The organism is Chryseobacterium indologenes, from assembly GCF_018362995.1.
Lineage (GTDB): Bacteria > Bacteroidota > Bacteroidia > Flavobacteriales > Weeksellaceae > Chryseobacterium > Chryseobacterium indologenes_G.
Genome location: NZ_CP074372.1, coordinates 1,528,961 through 1,547,904, shown reverse-complemented (window position 1 = coordinate 1,547,904; position 18,944 = coordinate 1,528,961). Strand labels below are relative to the sequence as shown.

Annotated in this window: 18 protein-coding genes; 13 read left to right on the top strand and 5 right to left on the bottom strand. The window is 36.6% G+C overall.

Annotated elements, in window-relative coordinates; all coding sequences use genetic code 11:
- Positions 1–202 precede the first annotated feature (202 nt).
- The 3 genes from DYR29_RS07070 (at position 203) to DYR29_RS07060 (ending at position 3,751) form a co-directional block, all read left to right on the top strand.
- Positions 203–2,188 carry a urocanate hydratase gene (locus tag DYR29_RS07070; RefSeq protein WP_213279890.1) on the top strand — a complete coding sequence of 662 codons (1,986 nt, stop codon included), beginning with the start codon at positions 203–205 and terminating at the stop codon, positions 2,186–2,188.
- Positions 2,189–2,204: 16 nt separating this feature from the next.
- Entirely contained in the window at positions 2,205–2,747 is a 543-nt protein-coding gene (locus tag DYR29_RS07065; RefSeq protein ID WP_213279889.1) for a Crp/Fnr family transcriptional regulator, read from the top strand.
- A gap of 242 nt (positions 2,748–2,989) precedes the next feature.
- Positions 2,990–3,751 (top strand): MBL fold metallo-hydrolase, encoded by a 762-nt coding sequence (locus DYR29_RS07060; protein WP_213279888.1) that lies wholly within the window; start codon positions 2,990–2,992, stop codon positions 3,749–3,751.
- A gap of 949 nt (positions 3,752–4,700) precedes the next feature.
- Here the strand turns inward: DYR29_RS07060 and tpx are convergent.
- Positions 4,701–5,270 (bottom strand): thiol peroxidase, encoded by a 570-nt coding sequence (gene tpx / locus DYR29_RS07055; RefSeq protein WP_185114221.1) that lies wholly within the window; start codon positions 5,268–5,270, stop codon positions 4,701–4,703.
- A 292-nt stretch (positions 5,271–5,562) separates the two neighbouring features.
- Between tpx and DYR29_RS07050 the strand changes: the two genes are divergently transcribed.
- From DYR29_RS07050 to DYR29_RS07030, 5 genes are all read left to right on the top strand, one after another.
- On the top strand, positions 5,563–7,191 hold the full coding sequence (locus DYR29_RS07050; RefSeq protein WP_213279887.1) for an NADP-dependent glyceraldehyde-3-phosphate dehydrogenase: 1,629 nt from the start codon (positions 5,563–5,565) through the stop codon (positions 7,189–7,191).
- A gap of 147 nt (positions 7,192–7,338) precedes the next feature.
- Complete coding sequence (locus DYR29_RS07045) at positions 7,339–7,848, top strand: RNA polymerase sigma factor (protein ID WP_213279886.1); 510 nt, start codon at positions 7,339–7,341, stop codon at positions 7,846–7,848.
- 11 nt (positions 7,849–7,859) lie between these two features.
- Complete coding sequence (locus DYR29_RS07040; protein WP_213279885.1) at positions 7,860–8,675, top strand: hypothetical protein; 816 nt, start codon at positions 7,860–7,862, stop codon at positions 8,673–8,675.
- 112 nt (positions 8,676–8,787) lie between these two features.
- Positions 8,788–9,297: an RNA polymerase sigma factor gene (locus DYR29_RS07035; RefSeq protein ID WP_213279884.1), complete on the top strand. Its 510-nt coding sequence runs from the start codon at positions 8,788–8,790 to the stop codon at positions 9,295–9,297.
- 13 nt (positions 9,298–9,310) lie between these two features.
- On the top strand, positions 9,311–9,901 hold the full coding sequence (locus DYR29_RS07030) for a hypothetical protein (RefSeq protein ID WP_047385521.1): 591 nt from the start codon (positions 9,311–9,313) through the stop codon (positions 9,899–9,901).
- A 43-nt stretch (positions 9,902–9,944) separates the two neighbouring features.
- Here the strand turns inward: DYR29_RS07030 and DYR29_RS07025 are convergent, their stop codons facing one another.
- Entirely contained in the window at positions 9,945–11,483 is a 1,539-nt protein-coding gene (locus DYR29_RS07025; protein WP_213279883.1) for a S41 family peptidase, read from the bottom strand.
- Positions 11,484–11,587: 104 nt separating this feature from the next.
- Here DYR29_RS07025 and DYR29_RS07020 point away from each other — a divergent pair, with 104 nt between their 5' ends.
- Positions 11,588–12,754 carry an MBL fold metallo-hydrolase gene (locus DYR29_RS07020; RefSeq protein ID WP_249413640.1) on the top strand — a complete coding sequence of 389 codons (1,167 nt, stop codon included), beginning with the start codon at positions 11,588–11,590 and terminating at the stop codon, positions 12,752–12,754.
- Here DYR29_RS07020 and DYR29_RS07015 read toward each other — a convergent pair whose 3' ends face one another.
- The gene (locus tag DYR29_RS07015; RefSeq protein ID WP_047385514.1) at positions 12,755–13,042 is read right to left on the bottom strand and encodes a GNAT family N-acetyltransferase; all 288 of its coding nucleotides are present in this window, start codon (positions 13,040–13,042) and stop codon (positions 12,755–12,757) included.
- A 572-nt stretch (positions 13,043–13,614) separates the two neighbouring features.
- Between DYR29_RS07015 and DYR29_RS07010 the strand changes: the two genes are divergently transcribed.
- The 4 genes from DYR29_RS07010 (at position 13,615) to DYR29_RS06995 (ending at position 17,270) form a co-directional block, all read left to right on the top strand.
- Positions 13,615–14,073, top strand: a complete 459-nt coding sequence (locus DYR29_RS07010) for a hypothetical protein (RefSeq protein WP_047421866.1) — start codon at positions 13,615–13,617, stop codon at positions 14,071–14,073.
- 110 nt (positions 14,074–14,183) lie between these two features.
- A complete protein-coding gene (locus DYR29_RS07005) occupies positions 14,184–15,089 on the top strand; it encodes a helix-turn-helix domain-containing protein (RefSeq protein ID WP_213279882.1) in 906 nt (301 codons plus the stop codon).
- Positions 15,090–15,175: 86 nt separating this feature from the next.
- Positions 15,176–16,177: an aldo/keto reductase gene (locus DYR29_RS07000; protein ID WP_213279881.1), complete on the top strand. Its 1,002-nt coding sequence runs from the start codon at positions 15,176–15,178 to the stop codon at positions 16,175–16,177.
- A 100-nt stretch (positions 16,178–16,277) separates the two neighbouring features.
- Positions 16,278–17,270 carry an MBL fold metallo-hydrolase gene (locus DYR29_RS06995; RefSeq protein WP_213279880.1) on the top strand — a complete coding sequence of 331 codons (993 nt, stop codon included), beginning with the start codon at positions 16,278–16,280 and terminating at the stop codon, positions 17,268–17,270.
- A gap of 298 nt (positions 17,271–17,568) precedes the next feature.
- On the opposite strand, the gene DYR29_RS06990 is transcribed toward DYR29_RS06995, so the two are convergent.
- Together DYR29_RS06990 and DYR29_RS06985 are read right to left on the bottom strand one after the other, a co-directional pair.
- Positions 17,569–17,961, bottom strand: a complete 393-nt coding sequence (locus tag DYR29_RS06990) for a DoxX family protein (protein WP_213279879.1) — start codon at positions 17,959–17,961, stop codon at positions 17,569–17,571.
- Between the two features lie 45 nt (positions 17,962–18,006).
- A complete protein-coding gene (locus DYR29_RS06985) occupies positions 18,007–18,780 on the bottom strand; it encodes a DUF1223 domain-containing protein (protein WP_213279878.1) in 774 nt (257 codons plus the stop codon).
- Positions 18,781–18,944: the final 164 nt, after the last annotated feature.

The window sequence follows — 18,944 nt, the reverse complement described above, 5'->3', positions numbered from 1 at the left end:
ATATTCAAATATAGTATTAATATCAAATTGTGAAAGATCCGGATTCAATAATTTTGCTTAAACCTTAAACCTTAAACCTTAAACCTTAAACCTTAAACCTTAAACCCAAAGCCATTTTCATCCTTTCACTTGCCTATATTTCCTAATTTGAATATCTTTAAAACTTCAAACATTGTTTCAACATAGACCTTTAAATAGCAATATGACATTTCAAGAACAGATACAGCAGGGGATTCCTGATCAGCTGCCACAACCAAAACCATACGAGACCAATATCAATCATGCTCCGAAGCGTAAAGAAATTTTAGGAGAAGAAGAGAAAAAACTGGCATTGAAGAATGCATTACGTTATTTTGATCCTCAGTTTCACGCAGAACTGATTCCTGAATTTAAGCAGGAACTGGAAGATTACGGAAGGATTTATATGTACCGTTTCCGTCCGGATTACGAAATGAAAGCGAGACCTATTACAGATTATCCGGGACAGTCTGAGCAGGCGAAAGCTATTATGCTGATGATTCAGAATAATCTGGATTATGCAGTAGCACAGCATCCTCATGAATTGATTACTTATGGTGGAAACGGAGCCGTATTCTCCAACTGGGCACAGTATCTGCTGACAATGAAATATTTGTCGGAAATGAACAATGAACAGACATTGGTGATGTATTCAGGACATCCGATGGGATTGTTCCCGTCTCATAAAGATGCACCAAGAGTTGTTGTTACAAACGGAATGATGATTCCGAACTATTCAAAGCCGGATGATTGGGAAAAGTTCAATGCATTAGGTGTTACCCAATACGGACAGATGACGGCGGGAAGTTATATGTATATTGGCCCGCAGGGAATTGTTCACGGAACAACTATTACAGCATTAAATGCTTTCAGAAAAATAAAAAAAGAACCGAAAGGAGGACTTTTCGTGACTTCAGGATTAGGAGGAATGAGCGGAGCTCAGCCAAAAGCCGGTAATATTGCAGGCTGCGTTACTGTATGTGCAGAAGTAAATCCGAAGATTACAAAGATCCGTCACGATCAGAAGTGGGTAAATGAGATCTATGAAAACCTTGACGAACTGGTAAAAAGAGTAAGAGAAGCGCAGGCTAATAAAGAAACTGTTTCTTTAGCTTACCTTGGAAATGTTGTTGATGTCTGGGAGAAGTTCGATCAGGAAGACTTAAGGATTGATATCGGTTCAGATCAGACTTCGCTTCACAATCCCTGGGCTGGAGGTTACTATCCGGTAGGACAGACGTTTGAAGAATCTAATACAATGATGGCTGAAAATCCTGAGTTATTTAAAGAAAAAGTTCAGGAAACATTGAGAAGACATGCTGCAGCTATCAACAAACATACAGCAAAAGGAACCTATTTCTTTGATTATGGAAATGCCTTTTTATTGGAAGCTTCCAGAGCCGGAGCTGATGTGATGGCAGAAAATCCGACATTAGGAAGAGAATTCAAATATCCGAGTTATGTACAGGATATTATGGGACCTATGTGTTTTGATTACGGTTTCGGGCCATTCCGTTGGGTATGTTCCAGCGGAAATCCGGAAGATCTTCAGAAAACCGATGATATTGCGTGTGCTGTATTAGAAGAAATGGTGAAAAACTCTCCTGAAGAGATTCAGCAGCAGATGAAAGACAATATCCAATGGATCAAAGGAGCACAGGAAAATAAACTGGTGGTAGGTTCTCAGGCGAGAATCCTATATGCAGATGCAGAAGGAAGAATGAAAATTGCAGAAGCCTTCAATAAAGCCATTAAAAACGGAGAAATCGGGCCTGTGGTATTAGGAAGAGACCATCATGATGTTTCAGGAACAGATTCTCCTTACAGAGAGACTTCCAATATCTATGACGGATCAAGATTTACCGCAGATATGGCCATTCACAATGTGATTGGTGACAGTTTCCGTGGGGCTACCTGGGTTTCCATTCACAATGGTGGTGGAGTAGGCTGGGGCGAAGTGATCAACGGTGGTTTCGGAATGCTGTTGGACGGAAGCGATGATGCCGACAGAAGATTGAAGTCTATGCTTTTCTGGGACGTAAACAACGGAATCTCAAGAAGAAGCTGGGCAAGAAACGAAGGCGCTGTTTTCGCTATTAAAAGAGCGATGGAAGCAGAACCTAATCTGAAAGTAACTCTTCCGAACCTTGTAGACGAAAATTTACTGTAAAATATAATATTCAGCATTGGCAACAATCAACAAAAAACTGTTTTCACACCTGAACGTAGAGGATTGTGATCCTGTATGGGAGAAATTTGCTGAGGTTGAATTTTCAAAAAAAACTCTGTTTACGAACAATAAAGCCTATCTTTTAGAAGATGGGCTTGTTCGTAAATATTATATCAGCAGCACAACTGATATTGATACTGAAATCTGTGCAGAATTTTACTTTCCCGGAGATATTTTTACCGTTGACGAAAAAGAATCCGATGCTGTTTATGAATCTATTAACGACGGGCTGGCATGGGAAATCACCCTTGATGAGGTGAAAGATATGTTTGTTTTAAATCCACACTGCCGTTTCGTTCAGAATTATTATCTCAGCAGAAAGCTTAATGCTGCTATGAAAAGGGAAATGCTGCTGTTGAAAAATACACCTCAGGATTTGTATGAATACCTTCTGAAGAACAAACCTCATTACATCCAGAATATTCCTTTAAAATATCTTGCCTCTTACATTGGCATTACGCCTATCTCTTTAAGCAGAATCAGAAAGCGTATTCATTAGCATTGTTTTTTAACGCGATGTTCACAAAGATTTTAATTTTATTTTTATGTCCGCAAAGCCGCTGCTATCACTTAGCAATGGTTATATTCTTTGCTGAATGAAATGCCCTTGCGAGCGAAAAAATATTTTCATTATTAAATTCTTAGTGCCCCTAGCGTTTTAACTTCCACACAAGGGCATTAATTATCTTTTGTTTATTGACTGGCCCTCCCTAAGTCTCTTCCTTTGCTGAAAAAAAGAATATGGAAATACAAAAGCTAAACTGGGCAGGCATTCAGCTCACTTCACACAACAAAACCATCTTAATAGACGCTGTAGAAGATTACACTTATTATAAACCCGTTTTGGGAAATGCTGTAGAGAATCTTATAGAATTTTCAGACCATGTAAAGGCTGATTATATCCTGTTTACCCATATGCACCTTGACCATTTTGATAAAGGAGTCATCAGAAAATGTCTAAAGGAAGACGGAAAACTGTTAGTATATAAAGGGCTTGAAGCCGTGGTAAGAAAAATTGTAATTGACGCAGAGATCATTATTCTTGACCTGGATGAAACCTTTACAGAAAACAACATCACCTTCAAACCCGTATTTGCTATGGATGGATTGGGAGAAATACAGTCTTCCTGGATTGTGGATGACGGAGAAACAAAGATATTTCACGGTGGAGATACCATCTGGCACAACCAGTTCTGGAAGCTCGGAAAAGAAAATCCCAATATAGATTACGCATTTTTACCCGTAAACGGAGTAGTTGTTAATTTTGAAATCATCGGATTGGAATACAGCCCTGTTCCTGCTTCTCTCAGTCTGAAAGAAGCCTTTGCCGCAGCCCATCTTTTACATGCTAAAAAACTGGTGCCCATCCACTACGGATTGTTTGCTCATGAAAAATTTTACATCCCTCAGGTGTTTGATGATAATGATATGAAGCGTATTTCAGAGGAAGTAGGACAGGAGTATATGGTTTTGAAGGATGGAGCAGTGTTGTTAAAATCTTAAATGGTATTCGTAAGGACAACTGTCATTCTGAATGAAATGAAATGTAGTGAAGAATCTCAACATCAATAGAAACGGGCTTTAGTCCGTTTTTTAGGATTATTTCTGCATCTCATTGTCAATACACTCAATTGTCTCCACGATCTTTTGCCATAAGTAGAGTTTCCCGTGCCCTTTTTATCATTACACAGGAATGTATGCAGTGAGCTTTAGATTGATGAAAAAATAAGAGTTTAGATTCCTTCGGAATGACAACGTGAACGCGTAGGAAGACTATGTAGACATTTATTTGTTCAGATCTTAATAGAAGCTATCCGCTTAGATTATTCATACAGTCAGTCATTCCGCAGGAATCTATGCAAAAGCTTTTAGATTGATGGAAAAAATAAGAGTTTAGATTCCTACGGAATGACAAGGTGAACGCGTAGGAAGACTATGTAGACATTTATTTGTTCAGATCTTAATAGAAACTACCCGCTTAGACTATTCATACAGTCTGTCATTCCGCAGGAATCTATGCAGTAAAAGCTTTTAGATTGATTAAAAAAATAAGAGTTTAGATTCCTCCGGAATGACAAGGTGAACGCGTAGGAAGACTATGTAAACATTTATTTGTTCAGATATTAATAGAAACTACCCGCTTAGACTATTCATACAGTCTGTCATTCCGTAGGAATCTATGCAGTGAAAGCTTTTAGATTGATGAAAAAAATAAGAGTTTAGATTCCTCCGGAATGACAAGGTGAACGCTTAGGAAGACTATGTAAACATTTATTTGTTCAGATCTTAATAGAAGCTATCCGCTTAGATTATTCATACAGTCTGTTATTCCGCAGGAATCTAAACGGAATCAGGTGCTTTAAAAAAACATTGCATTTTTTATATAATTAATGAAAAAATTCCGGCGATCGAAGATCGCCGGAATTTATATTTATTTTAAAATAAAAGCTTATTATTTCACCGCTGCAATCGCTGCTTCATAATTCGGTTCGTGAGAAATATCCGCAACCTGCTCTTCGTAGATAATCTTTCCTGATGGATCTATTACCACTACAGCTCTGCTCAGAAGGCCTTTCATTGCAGAATCTACCAGTTCCACCCCATAGTTCCATCCAAAATCTGAACGGAAATCTGAAAGCATTACTACATTTTTGATTCCCTCAGCACCGCAGAATCTTTTCTGTGCAAACGGAAGATCTTTGGAAATGCAAAGTACCACCGTATTGGGAAGGTTTCCTGCCTCTTCATTGAAATGGTGTACAGAAGCTGAGCATACACCTGTATCTACACTAGGAAAGATATTTAAGATCACATTCTTCCCTCTGTAAGATTCCAGCGTCTGATCATTCATATTCACATCTGTAAGGGTAAATTTTGGGGCTGGCTTATTCAGCGCCGGTAATTTTGCATAGGTATGTACTTCTTTTCCTCCCATCAGAACCGTATTGGTTGCTTTAGATTTTTGTGCAAAGCCCATTGCGGAAAAGAATAATAGTGTACTGAAAACTAATTTTGAAAACATGCAATTTATTTTTAGGCTAAATTATTCTTTTTTCAGGAGCTGAGATTAATTTTAATTCAAATAGATCAAATCTATTGTCAGATTGTTTTTTTCAAAACATTTTACTTCTACCTTTATATTATTAAACGAGGCCGTCTCAAGAGTCAAATAGTTTGGCTTTTGTCATTCTGACGAAGGAAGAATCTTATTGATGTCTGGATATCAGAACTACATTCGCAGACCTTTAGTCTGTGTTCAGAATGACACTTTTGAGATAGTCTCAGTCTTATCACATAAAAAAATAGAAAGATTTATGAGTTCAGAAAACACTGCATCATTCCATCACATTTTTAAGAGTGAAAATGAAATTCCGGAAGAATATAAAGTTCCGGTCATCCACCAGAGAACTTATCTCCTGAACGGCGAACTGGTAGAGTGGGACGGAGATGTTACCGAAATCTATTCCCCGGTGTGCATTCCTACAGAAAACGGGTTAGAAAGAAAACTGTTGGGAAGTATCCCGAATATTGGCCCGAAGGAAGCTATGGATGTCCTTGAAGCTTGTGTAAAAGCCTATGACAATGGTCTTGGTGAATGGCCTACCATGTCTGTGGAAGGACGTATCAAATGCATGCAGAAATTCGTCTACCTGATGATCCAGCAAAGAGATCTGATCATTAAATTACTGATGTGGGAAATTGGAAAAACGCTTGCAGACTCCACCAAAGAATTTGACCGTACCGTAGATTATATCAACCAGACCATTGATGCTCTGAAAGATCTGGACAGAGAATCTTCCCGTTTTCAACAGGCAGAAGGAACCATTGCGCAGATCAGAAGAGCTCCGCTGGGAGTGGTTTTAAGTATGGGACCATTCAACTATCCTCTGAATGAGATTTTTACCACCCTGATTCCCGCTTTGATTATGGGAAATACTATCCTGTTTAAACTTCCGAAACATGGGGTACTGGCTCATTATCCTTTATTAAACGCTTTTAAAGAAGCATTCCCGAAAGGAACTGTGAATACATTATACGGAAAAGGATCAGAAATCATCACTCCAATCATGGAAAGCGGAAAAGTGAATGTTCTGGCCTTCATCGGTTCCAGTAAAGTAGCTAACGGCTTGAAAAAGCTGCATCCGAAAGTAAATCGTTTAAGAGCTATTCTGAGCCTTGATGCTAAGAATGCAGCCATCGTGACTAAAAATGCGAATCTTGATGTAGCGGTGAGCGAATGTATTTTAGGTGCACTTTCTTTCAACGGACAAAGATGTACAGCACTGAAGCTTATATTTGTTCAGAAAGAGATTGCTTTAGAATTTACAGAAAAACTAAGTGCAGCGGTTTCTGCCCTGAAACCAGGATTACCGTGGGAAAAAGACGTAAAAGTAACTCCGCTTCCGGAAGTGAATAAACCTCCTTATTTGAAAGAATGCATTGATGATGCCTTACAGAAAGGAGCAGCTGTTTTGAATAAAGATGGAGGCTATACGGATGAGTCTTTTGTTTTTCCGGCAGTAGTTTATCCGGTAAACAGTGAGATGAAACTGTATCATGAAGAACAGTTTGGCCCGGTGATTCCTGTTGTTCCGTTTGAAGACATAGAAGAGCCTATAGAGTATCAGGTGAACGCTTCGCACGGGATGCAGGTGAGTATTTTCAGTGAAGATCCTCAGGAAGTTGCAAAGCTTATTGACCCGTTTGTAAATCTTGTAAGCCGTGTCAATATCAACTGCCAGGCGCAAAGAGGTCCGGATGTATTTCCGTTTACCGGAAGAAAAGACAGTGCGGAAGGTACGCTTTCTGTTTTTGATGCACTCCGTTCATTCTCAATAAGATCTCTAGTAGCGGCAAAACTTACAGATTCCAATAAAGAATTACTCAATACCATTGTCAGAGAACATGATTCCAATTTTTTAAGTACAGATTATATTTTCTGATCCTGTTGTATTTAACATAATTAAAAATCCTCAATAAACTTCTTTGTTTGTTGAGGATTTTTTTAACTTAATGCCGGAAATTGGAGTTTTGTGTTATAATAAGATAATGTTTCAATAAATATTATCTAAAGGATCAGTGTGTAAATCATGTCTTCACCGGAAAAAGAATTTTTAGAGAAAATTGAAAAGCACAAAGGTGTTGTTTTCAAGATCTCTAAAATGTACATGGATAATAAGGACGATCAGAATGACCTCTATCAGGAGATCATCTACCAGGCCTGGAAATCATACGGCGATTTTCAAAAGAGAAGTGATTTCTCTACATGGCTTTACAGAACTGCACTAAACACTGCAATTGTTTTCCTGCGAAGTGAAAAAAAACGTAGTTTTATACAGAACCAGAATATAGATGGGCTGGGGGCCCGGCAGGAACCTTATAATGATACGGATGATGTGAATATGAAGCTGATGTATGAAGCAATTCATCAGCTGAGTCCTATTGACAAAGCGCTTATATTTTTCTTTTTGGAGGGTTTCTCAGGAAAAGAAATTGCCGTTCAGCTGGGAATTACTGAAGTGAATACAAGAGTAAAGCTGAAAAGGGCAAAAGAAAAGCTGAAAGAGATCATTACCAAACAGGGAGCAGGTTCTCATTAAAAGATAAAACAATGGAGCTAGAAAACTTTAAAGAACTTTGGAATAAAGATACAGGACAGGAATCTCCTGAAATTTCTCTGGAAAAACAGAAGGAAATACATTCCCCGTTACAGATGCTGAAAGTAAATATGGAAACAGAGTTCTGGCTGATGATTGTAACGCTGCCTTTACTTTTAACAAATTTCCCGTTTGCCTCTGCTGATGCTAATATCAAGATCATATCCGCATTTGTAACAATCCTGACCATTGTTATTATCGTCTATTTTTATTCCCGTTTTCTGAAATTGTATAAGCTGCTTCAAAAGAATAGTATCAATACAAATTATGATTTGTTTAATCTTAAAACCCAGCTTCTCATATCGAAAGAAATTTATATTGCTTATTATGTGTCCTATATTCCTCTTGGATTTCTTCTCTCTCTAATCAGAATTAATTTCCATTTTGAAATGGAATATAATCTGGTGATCTTCGGGAGCAGCCTTCTTATCACTTTGCTTCTGATTGCTTTTATTATAAAATACTGGATCTATTATATGTATGGAAGGTATATTGATGATGTAGTACGTTTGGTGGATGAACTTAACGAAATGGAAGTAAGTCCCACACCGCAAAAGAAAAGAACATGGTTTGAGCGTTCTCAGAAATTTTTCATGAATAAAATGGGGATCAAAGGAAATATTCTGAATACCGTGATATGGTTTGTTTCAATGTATATTTTTATCATTTTATTTTTGACACTCGTTTTTTTGATTGTCATAATAGCCGGTGCCAAGCTGAACCTTCTTGATATAGGATCCTTGCAAAGAGCCTTAAATAAACTGAATTAGAATTTTAATATAAATAAGAACCTGATAGATAAGCTGTCAGGTTTTTTTATTTCTTTTGTAAAAACTGTAACAATTTTTTTAAATGAAAACTAACTCTATAGAGTAACAAATCATGACCTCATTAGAACAAGAGTTTATAAGTCAAATTGAACAGCATAAAGGAATCCTATTTAAGATTTCTAAAATGTACATGACTGAAAAGGATGACCGTGATGATCTTTTTCAGGAGATTACCTATCAGCTCTGGAAAGCATTTCCTGGTTTCAGAGGTGAAAGCGAATTTTCAACATGGCTGTACAGGATCGCTTTGAATACGGCTATTATTTTCCTTAAATCAGAAAAAAGAAAAAGCTTTATTGCCAATGAAGATTTTTCCAATCATATCATTGTACAGGAAGACTATGATTATCGCAAAGAAGAGCGCCTGGCTGAAATGTATAAGGCCATTCATCAACTTAATCCTATTGATAAAGCCTTTATATTCTATTATCTGGAAGATTTTTCAGGAAAGCAGATTGCAGAGCAGATAGGAATTTCTGAAGGAAATGTAAGAGTGAAAATGAACCGCGCAAAAAACAAACTTAAAGATATCTTAAGCCAAATAAAAACCAACAAACATTAAAATCAGTAATCCAATGAATATCGATGAATTGAAAAATACCTGGAATGAAGATATTATGGAGGAAACTCCTGAAATAAGCATAGAACAAAGAAATAAACTGAATCTTCCCCTTGAAAAAATACGTAAAAACATGCGTGTGGAATTCTGGTGGGTGATAGGGATTTTTGTTTTTGCATTTTTGGTTTGCTCAGTCTGCAGACCGTTTAAATTGCAATTATATATCACGGTTTTAATTGCTTCCATGCTTATTGTTACCGTTTTCTTTTTCAGTAAGTTCTTTAAACTGTATAACGAAATCAGTAATCCTGCACCCAAAACCTACGATTCTCTGAAAGATCTTGTGATGCAGCTGAATCTGAATAAACAATATTATCTGTCATACTATATCAGTTTTGCCCCGTTTCTGGTATGTGAGATCCTTATTGTCCTGGAATTTATCCCGTGGCCAAAACCTTTGAGTGAACTTAAAATTGCAGTGATCTTAATAGGATCTGTGATCGGAGGATTGTTTTTACTCTACCTGGCCGGAAAGTTCTGGTTTCACCGTTATTACGGAAGATATATGCAGCATATTGAAAATCTTTTGGAAGAATTGAAAAGATAGAAATAAGTTTCGGCGGGCTGAAAGCCCGCCGAAACTTTATAAATTATTGTCCTTTATTCTCTTTTTCTTTAGCAATTTCATTTTTTATCCAATCCAGTTGTGGATCTTTTTTGTCAATAATATCCTGCATGCTTTCAGTAACTACTACGTCAGGAACAACACCTTTCCGTGAATCTGAGAATTTGATATTAGGCTGCACCAGAAGTAATCCTATTGGGAACCTGATTTTAGAATTAGGAAGTTTCTGATAAGAATAGAAACCTGCAACTGTTCCGTCATTGGCACCACCTGTTTCTTCACCTACAAGAGTTGCCCTTTTATCATTTTTAAGCTTGGCAGTAATAATAGAAGATGCTGAGAAGCTTCCTCCGTTGATCAATACGAAAACTTTTCCATGGAAAGCTTGCTTATTGGGTTTTGTAGATTTATCAGCTTTCATTTTATAGAAAACTTTTCCGTCTTTTTTATAGGTGCTGAAAGCCTGTGCGAAGAAATAACTCGGATAAGCAATGCTTTTAAGAGCATATTCTAATGGATTGCTTTTTCTGAAATAATTGGTGCGCAGTGGAGTATTTCTTGATGTTACCTGAGAAGGTTTGATCAGGGTAAAAGGAGCTTCCGCCAAATAGGAATACAGATTATTAATCTCATAGAGAGAACCTCCATAGTTATTTCGCACATCTATGATGAGGTAAGGTGCCTTGGCTTCATTGATCTTGGCAAAGGTATTTTTATAAAACTTATCAGAATAATCTCTGGAGAAACTCTGAACTTTTATATAAGCTATAGTGCTGTCCTTGTCCAGGAATTTAAAACTTCTGTTATAAGAATTACTTGAAGCTACATAATCATTCAGTTTCTTTTCAAGCGTCTTTTTCTTCATTTCCTTATCCTTCTCAAGATCAGAATCAGATTTTATTTCTCTGCTTAAAGTATAAGTTCTTTTTTCTCCCTGATAAAGCGTTTCCAGAGTTGCTTTATTCCCAAATCCGTTCTCTGCTGTATAAAAATTAAAGAAAAGATCTTTTAAAAAATAAGGATGGAAAGTAGTATTGTCACCATCACTGCTGATGAGACTTCTGTACTTCTTTATATAATCCGAGACAGGAACATGGTTGATGGATAAAATCTCAGTTCCGGGTTGTATATGCTCAATGGAATCTCTGTTTTGAATAATATACATTTGATCGCCTGAAATATAATACTCAAAACGGCTGAACATTCCTTTCTGATGTTCCAGTCTTTTAAACTCTCTTTTGGTAAATTTCTTTCTGGGAATTCTCAATGAAAGATGTCCTTCACGGATTCCCGCAATGACTGGCTGAAGTTTAAAATAAAACTGAAGAGGAGTAAGAGATTCGGTGATCGTCTGCTTAAGACTGTCAAATTTATGTTCCAATTCCTTCTTGGGAATGTACCAGTATAATTGAGGATGCATTTGCTGTAATTTTGAATAAGCAAAGTCCACATCTTCTTTGAGTTGCTCCGGTGGAATACATGAAGCCCGCTGTTCGTTGTGCTTTCTTATAGACGCACAAGACGAAAGTATTGCGAGAAGAAATATTACCGAATAATTTTTCAAGATATCTGAGTTTTTTTAAGGTGCTAAATATAGAAAGTTTAAAATTAATCACGACTCAAATGAGTAATAAATTTTCCAAAATACATGATAAATTTAGTTAAAAAATGCACTTAAACGGAATAAATTTTCATGTAAAGACAAAAGTCAATACATTTGATATTTATTTTCTACAGATGATTTATTGGATTATTACGACAGTAGCTGTTCTTACAGTTACCTTTTTTATAGTGATCAATATGAAGGCGTTTGGCGGGGTGCCAAAAGGGAAGAGGCTGAAGCGGATCAAACAGTCAAAACTCTATAAAAAAAGACAGTTTCAGAATATCAGCCATACCCCATCTATTACAGAAGGCTATAAAATGTCGAAAGTGACTTATGATTTCTTTTTAGGAAAAAAAGATCCACTTCTGAAACCTTTAAAAGAAATTCCATCCATTCATACCAATTTAAAAAGCATAGCCAAAAATCAGGATATATTTATCTGGCTGGGACATTCATCTTATTATTTGCAGACAGACGGTATTTCTTTCCTGATTGATCCTGTATTGAGTTTATATGGTTCTCCTTTTAAATATTTTAACAAGGCATTCAAAGGGTCAGATATCTTTAAACCTGAAGATATTCCTGCTATTGATTATCTGGTAATCACCCACGATCATTTTGACCATCTGGATTACCCGACTGTAGCATCTATCAGAGACAGAACGGGAATGGCTATTTTGCCTTTGGGAGTGGGAGCGCATTTAGAGAGATGGGGATATGCTGAAAATTCGCTTATTGAAGAAGAATGGGGAACTGAAGTGAATCTGAAAAATGATATGAAAATTGTGTTTACTCCTGCCAGACATTTTTCCGGCAGAAGAATAAGGCAGAATGATACCCTATGGAGTTCCTATGTTTTGATAACGCCAACAAAGAAAATTTTCTTGGGGGGAGACAGTGGTTATGACAGCCATTTTAAAACAATTGGTGAGCAATATGGCCCTTTCGATTATGCTATTCTTGAGAACGGACAATATGGAGAAGCATGGAGGTATATTCACACGTTGCCGGAAGATGTTATTCAGGTTGGTATTGATCTCAAAGCGGAGCGTATTATTCCTGTTCATGCAGCCAAATTTGCACTCGCTCTTCATCCATGGAATGAACCTTTACAAAAGATAACTGCTTTGGGAAAAGAAAAAAAACTGAATATCCTCACTCCAATGATTGGAGAGGTAGTAGACATGAATCAGCATGAACAGCAATTTACAGCCTGGTGGGAAGATTGATCAGGCATGCCAGATGTCTTTATATCTTACAGGATGGTTTTCAAACTGTTGACGAACAAAATCACATTCCGGGTCTACAAGCAAATCTTTTTCTTCTGCGTAGCGTACCAGCTCATCCAGCAATAGTTTGGCGTATCCTTTTCCTTCACGTTCTTCATCAAGTTTCGTATAATACACAATAAGCAGTCTTCCGTCAACCTCTATGGACATATAACCAGCCTTTTTCCCATCAATAAGGAGCTGCAATTCATCCTGATATGGCGATACCTGAAACTTTATATTTTCCATGATAATGTAAGATTTGGTTGGTAAAAAAATAATTTAGAGAACTTTCCGAAAAACATTCTCTTCACTAAAATTACGAAATTAAACAATATGAAATAATAGTTTTCGGGAATCTTAACGAAATTTATAAGATAAAAGATAAAAGATAAAAGATAAAAGATAAAAGATAAAAGATAAAAGATAAAAGATAAAAGATAAAAGATAAAAGATAAAAGATAAAAGATAAAAGATCTTGTTGTTAAATTTCAATAGAGGTGGGTTTTAACCCACCTGACAATAAATTTCCCATCTATTGGCTTTAGCCAAAACTTACAATATTTACTCTTTAATATTCTAATTTAATCCCAATTTGCTGATTTTCATTTGCTTATTAAAAACTTCTGTTTAATAAAATTAATTGTCTTCTGATTATAAATTTTAAGATGATTAACATGCAATAATTTCATAAAAATGTATTAAATATTTCAAAGATAATCAGTTGTTTATGGTTTTTCTTAACAAATATTAGTATTTGTAATTAAGATTTGGCACTTTAATTGAGTATGCCATCATGTTTAATTTTAAAGTGGAATGAAATGAAAAAGTTACTATTAACAGCATTTTTGATTGGTACATTCAGTTTGAGTTATGCCCAGTCAGACTATTATAACGATTATAGAAGGAGTATTTCTGATGTTAACTGGCAAAGAGTTGTTGCCGATCTGTTGTTGTCTACAACACAGGCCAATCAGATTTATGTACTTAATGATAGGTATCGTGATTACGACACATGGAACAGGGTGTATGTGGTAGAGCCGGGAAGATGGAGAAATGACCGTTACTCGGAGCTGGAAAGAATCATGGGTAGAGAAAAGTATATCATCTTTAAAAAGAGATATTACAGAGGTCAAAACCCAGTGATTGTTTATGGCAGAAATAAAAACGATTATAAAAAATATCGTAAAGAACAAGAGAAGTATTATAAAAATCAGGAAAAATACTATAAAAAACAGAACAAACATCGTGGTCATGGTCACGACGATGATTGGGATTAATCATTATCAACTATATATTCACTCTTAAATGACTGGCATCTTTGTCAGTCATTTTATTTTTTACATTTCAAGTATTATTTTAATTTGTTTGAATTTTATAACTTTGAGTTATGGAATTACACGAATCACTCAACGATTTTTATGAAAGAAATGCTCCCAACCTGATGTCATCATGTATTGGCATCAATAAGATGGGGCACTTCAATGTTTTTTCCCGGGAACATTGCTCTCTACTGACCCCTTATAGCAGGAGATATTATTATAAGGTTTCACTGATCATAGGAAAGGGAAAACTCCATTATGCTGATAAATGGATTAAAGTGGACCGCCCTGCGTTATTGTTCTCAAATCCTAACATTCCTTATTCCTGGGAAGCGGATGATGCTAATCAGAAAGGCTGGTTTTGTTTGTTTACCGATCAGTTTCTGCATAATGGAAGCCGTATGGGAAACCTTCAGGATTCTCCGCTTTTCAAGATTGGTGGAACTCCGGTTTTCTTTTTGGATGAGGAACAGCAGAAAATACTTTCGGATATTTATGCGAAAATGATGACTGAAATTCAGTCTGAATATATTCATAAATATGATATGCTGAGAGCGTATCTGCATCTGATGATTCATGAAACCATCAGAATGCAGCCGGCAGAAAGTTTTGAGCCCTATCAGAATGCTTCACAGAGAGTTGCTGCCTTATTTATGGAATTGCTGGAAAGACAATTTCCGATCGACAGCCCTGCGGCATTTCTAAAATTAAAAACTCCCAACGATTATGCGCAGAGTCTTTCGATACATGTGAATTCTTTAAACCGTTCGGTAAAAGAAATTACAGGAAAAACAACCAGTCAGCAGATCACTGCAAAAATTATTCAGGAAGCTCATGCTTTGCTCACTTATACAGATTGGAATATTTCTGAAATTGCTTACGGATTGGGTTTTGAAGAACCTGCTTATTTTACCAACTATTTTAAAAAGCAGACAGGAATTACTCCAAATGCTTTAAGAACGAACCTTGTTTGAATTTTATAATTCTTAGTTTGAATTCTATACGGCAGTTGATCTTTCCATGTTCTAATTTTGTCTTGTAAAATTAAATCATACCTATCATGAAATTTAAAAAATTAGGAAACACAGAAGAACAGTTATCAGCAATTGGTTTAGGATGTATGGGAATGAGCTTTGCTTATGGCCCTGCAGATGAACAGGAAAGTATCAGTACTTTACACAGAGCTTTGGATTTAGGGATAAACTTCTGGGATACAGCAGATATGTATGCCAATGGAGAAAACGAAAAACTGATCTCCAAGGTTTTGGTTCCGAACAGGGATAAGATTTTTATTGCAACCAAATTCGGATTCAGGTTTAAAGATGGTAAAGCAAGCCACAGCGGAGCTCCGGGAACGTATTTTGACGGTTCTCCGGAATGGATCAGAAAAGCAGTAGATTTAAGCCTTCAAAGATTAAAAATAGACACTATTGATTTGTATTACGCTCACAGAGTAGATCCTAATGTTCCGGTAGAAGAAACCGTAGGAGCAATGGCAGAGCTGGTGAAAGCAGGAAAAGTGAAATATATCGGATTATCCGAAGCTTCAGCAGAATCTATCAGAAAAGCCAATAAAATTCACCCAATTGCAGCTTTACAGTCAGAATATTCTATCCTTACGAAAGATGTTGAAAAAGAAATTTTACCAACTATCAGAGAATTGGGAATTTCTTTAGTGCCTTATTCACCGCTGGCAAGAGGCCTTTTTACCAATATTTATGATGCGCAGAATCTTGGTGATGATGACTTCAGAAAATCACTGCCGCGTTATCAGCAGGAATATCTTGAAAATAACACAAAACTGGCTAATGAAATCAATGAATTTGCAGCTTCCAAAGGGGTAAAAGGAACCCAGCTTGCATTGGCCTGGGTATTGAATCAGGGAGACGACATCATCCCGATTCCGGGTACCAAACGAATCAAATACCTGGAAGAAAATATTGCAGCCGTCAATATAGACCTTTCGCAATCAGATCTGGATACCATTGATGCCATTCTGAAAAAATACCCGAATGTAGGGGAAAGATATACCGAAGGTTCAATGAAACTGGTAAACAACTAAAAACTACGCTACAAAAACTGAGTTCCTGCTTATGATGGGAGCTCAGTTTTTTTGTTATTATTCTCACTGAGAATGTATAAATAATGGAAAAAACTAAATTATGAATAGAAGAGAACTATTAAAGAATGGCTTATTGGCAGGAACATTAAGCATGATCCCTTTTTCCAGTGTACTGGCAGAAACTCCAAAAATCTCTGAAAAAACCGGTGATGATCTTTCTGGCTTTAAAAAACTGAAGCTTGGAGAGTTGGAATTGTTTGTTCTTACAGACGGATATATTCATGAAGAAAATCTCAATGCATTTGCTCCCAGAGGAACTGTTTCTGAGTTGAAATCAATCCTTAAAAATAATTTCAGACCGGAGAATTATATTGATCTGGCGATGAATATTCTATTGGTTAAAACAAAGAATAAGCTCATCCTGTTAGATACCGGAATGGGTATTTTTGCTGATGAAAGAACCGGGTTTTTATTAAAAAGTCTCCAAAAAGCTGGCTTTTCACCAAAAGATATTACAGATGTTTTTATCTCTCATGCGCACCCTGATCATATTGGCGGGGTGGTTGACAAAAAGCAGAATCTGGTTTTTCCAAACGCCAATATTTTCATTTCAGAAATTGAACACGACTTTTGGGCGAAAGCTACTATCAAAGATTTTAATAATAGCGCTTTGAAAAAGCAACCTGAATTACTCAATCAGATTATTCCTGCTGTTCAAAATATTCTTAAAACAATTCAGCCGAAACTTAAGTTTTATGACCTTAATGATCCGCTCTATGACAATTTCGGTTTTCAGCTGGCGCCCGGTCATACTCCTGGTTTAACGGTGACAACCATTTCTTCTGGAAATGAAAAGCTGATCTACATTGCAGATTTGGTTCATTCCGATATAATTCTTTTCCAACATCCTGAATGGGGCTACTTTGGTGATACCGATCTTGATCTTGCCACCGCTTCAAGGAAAGATCTCCTGAAGCAATTGGCAGATACTAAAACCAGAGCATTGGCCTGTCATTTACCCTGGCCGGGTCTGGGCTTTACAAAAACAACATCCGGAGCATTTCAATGGTTCCCGGAAAGTTTTATGAATTAGGTAATAGGTGGCAGATAATAGGTTGCAGGGATTGGGGTGAAAAATAGAAACCAGTCATCTTAAGTGCTTGGCATTCCCATCCTCTGGAGGGGTGGCAAAATTCAAAGAATTTTTGACGGGGTGGTTAATTATAAAAGGCAATTCAATCAATAGAAGCGGACTTTAGTCCGCTTTTTCAATAAAAATTTACCATTCAGCTTTAGCCAAGATTTAATAATCATCAATTCACACAACAAATCCTCCCGGGCAACGAGAGGATCTGTTTTTATACATAAGAAAAAATTAGAGTTTAAAATCATTAAGCTTCTCCAAATACCAGCTCGGTAGAATACAGCTTTCTGAACATCAGATAAGTCATTGTAAGTATAGAGAAAGCAACTATTGCATCTATTGTAGCTGGAAAACCCAATACCGCAATTTTTGAGAAGAAAGCAAAAATAATATCGAAAAACATTCCTGCAAATACCCATTCTTTCAATCTCATTAATCTGTTGGGAAGGAGAAGAACAATAACGCCTGAAATTTTAAAGACACCCAGTATATAAATAAAATGAGGCGGATAGCCAAGTTGTTGAGTAATGTCCCATACGACAGGATTTTTTGTAAGCTCAAAGAAACCGCTGGCTCCGAACCATAATGACATAAAAATAGCTCCTGTCCAATAGATGATTTTTGTTGTTTTTGTTTTCATTGTAGTATTATTTTTAGTTGTTATTATTAATGTATTATGTAACAATTATTTGAAAATTGTTTTTGCTGATCCTGATATCTCTCCCGTTTTTGGATTTTGAATAAAAGCTATAACTTCCCAGTTTTCAGGAGAAAAACCTTCCGGAAGTTTAAATGTGGTTGTCCCTTCCTGTTGCTTATTCAATGAGATCTGATTTTGCTTGTGAACAATCTGCCAATGATGCAGATGACGGCCTTCATTTTCACCTTTTCCTACCTGAGTAGAAGAATGTTTTTCGACCAGATTAACGAGAAGCATATTCTTAGGATCAGTGGCAGAGGTTTTATACTGTACATTGATTTCCTTCTGAGAAACGTTTGCCGATAGTGATACATTTGCTTTCTTAGAGGAGAATAAGGCTTCCCTGATTGTATTTTTGATATTGGTTTCATCAGAGCCCACAAATTCCGTTTTTCCATTGACAACCAACTGTGGTGTATAAACCTGCGAATTCAAAATACGGCTGTATTGCTGTTGTCGCTGCGAGTTCTCAGCACTACTGAATCGGTCCTTCCATCCAAGCCGGTTCCAGTAATCAACATGGTAGGAGAGAAGATAAACAGGCTCATCTTTGTATTCATTTTCAATTTTCCCCATCAGTTCATCTGCCGGAGGACAGCTGGAGCAGCCTTCTGAAGTGAAAAGTTCCAAAACTGCAAAACCATTTTCTGTGGTTGATTGTTGTGCTGTTTTTTCTACTTTATCTTGATAAATAAATGCTGAAGTAGCAAATAATAACGCGGTGAAAGCGCTTACTGTGATTAAGTTTTTTAGTATCATGTCTTTTAATTTGATTCAAAAGTAGATACTCTGGAAAGGCGAAAGAATACAAAAATGGTTCAACCGGACAAATCAAAGGGTGAATCCGGAAATTACGAGGGGAAGGATTTTAAGGCTGGGAGTTTTTGGAGAGTGAAAAGGAATAGTGTTTTATTTTTTTAATA

What these genes read in the sequence shown, in the direction of transcription:
- DYR29_RS07045 (WP_213279886.1), top strand. Translation starts at nt 7,339, where the DNA reads ATGTCTTCACCGGAAAAAGAATTTTTAGAGAAAATTGAAAAGCACAAA.
- DYR29_RS07035 (WP_213279884.1), top strand. Translation starts at nt 8,788, where the DNA reads ATGACCTCATTAGAACAAGAGTTTATAAGTCAAATTGAACAGCATAAA.
- tpx (WP_185114221.1), bottom strand. Translation starts at nt 5,270, where the DNA reads ATGTTTTCAAAATTAGTTTTCAGTACACTATTATTCTTTTCCGCAATG.
- DYR29_RS06990 (WP_213279879.1), bottom strand. Translation starts at nt 17,961, where the DNA reads ATGAAAACAAAAACAACAAAAATCATCTATTGGACAGGAGCTATTTTT.
- DYR29_RS07015 (WP_047385514.1), bottom strand. Translation starts at nt 13,042, where the DNA reads ATGGAAAATATAAAGTTTCAGGTATCGCCATATCAGGATGAATTGCAG.
- DYR29_RS07020 (WP_249413640.1), top strand. Translation starts at nt 11,588, where the DNA reads ATGCACTTAAACGGAATAAATTTTCATGTAAAGACAAAAGTCAATACA.
- DYR29_RS06985 (WP_213279878.1), bottom strand. Translation starts at nt 18,780, where the DNA reads ATGATACTAAAAAACTTAATCACAGTAAGCGCTTTCACCGCGTTATTA.
- DYR29_RS06995 (WP_213279880.1), top strand. Translation starts at nt 16,278, where the DNA reads ATGAATAGAAGAGAACTATTAAAGAATGGCTTATTGGCAGGAACATTA.
- DYR29_RS07000 (WP_213279881.1), top strand. Translation starts at nt 15,176, where the DNA reads ATGAAATTTAAAAAATTAGGAAACACAGAAGAACAGTTATCAGCAATT.
- DYR29_RS07070 (WP_213279890.1), top strand. Translation starts at nt 203, where the DNA reads ATGACATTTCAAGAACAGATACAGCAGGGGATTCCTGATCAGCTGCCA.
- DYR29_RS07010 (WP_047421866.1), top strand. Translation starts at nt 13,615, where the DNA reads ATGAAAAAGTTACTATTAACAGCATTTTTGATTGGTACATTCAGTTTG.
- DYR29_RS07040 (WP_213279885.1), top strand. Translation starts at nt 7,860, where the DNA reads ATGGAGCTAGAAAACTTTAAAGAACTTTGGAATAAAGATACAGGACAG.
- DYR29_RS07060 (WP_213279888.1), top strand. Translation starts at nt 2,990, where the DNA reads ATGGAAATACAAAAGCTAAACTGGGCAGGCATTCAGCTCACTTCACAC.
- DYR29_RS07050 (WP_213279887.1), top strand. Translation starts at nt 5,563, where the DNA reads ATGAGTTCAGAAAACACTGCATCATTCCATCACATTTTTAAGAGTGAA.
- DYR29_RS07030 (WP_047385521.1), top strand. Translation starts at nt 9,311, where the DNA reads ATGAATATCGATGAATTGAAAAATACCTGGAATGAAGATATTATGGAG.
- DYR29_RS07005 (WP_213279882.1), top strand. Translation starts at nt 14,184, where the DNA reads ATGGAATTACACGAATCACTCAACGATTTTTATGAAAGAAATGCTCCC.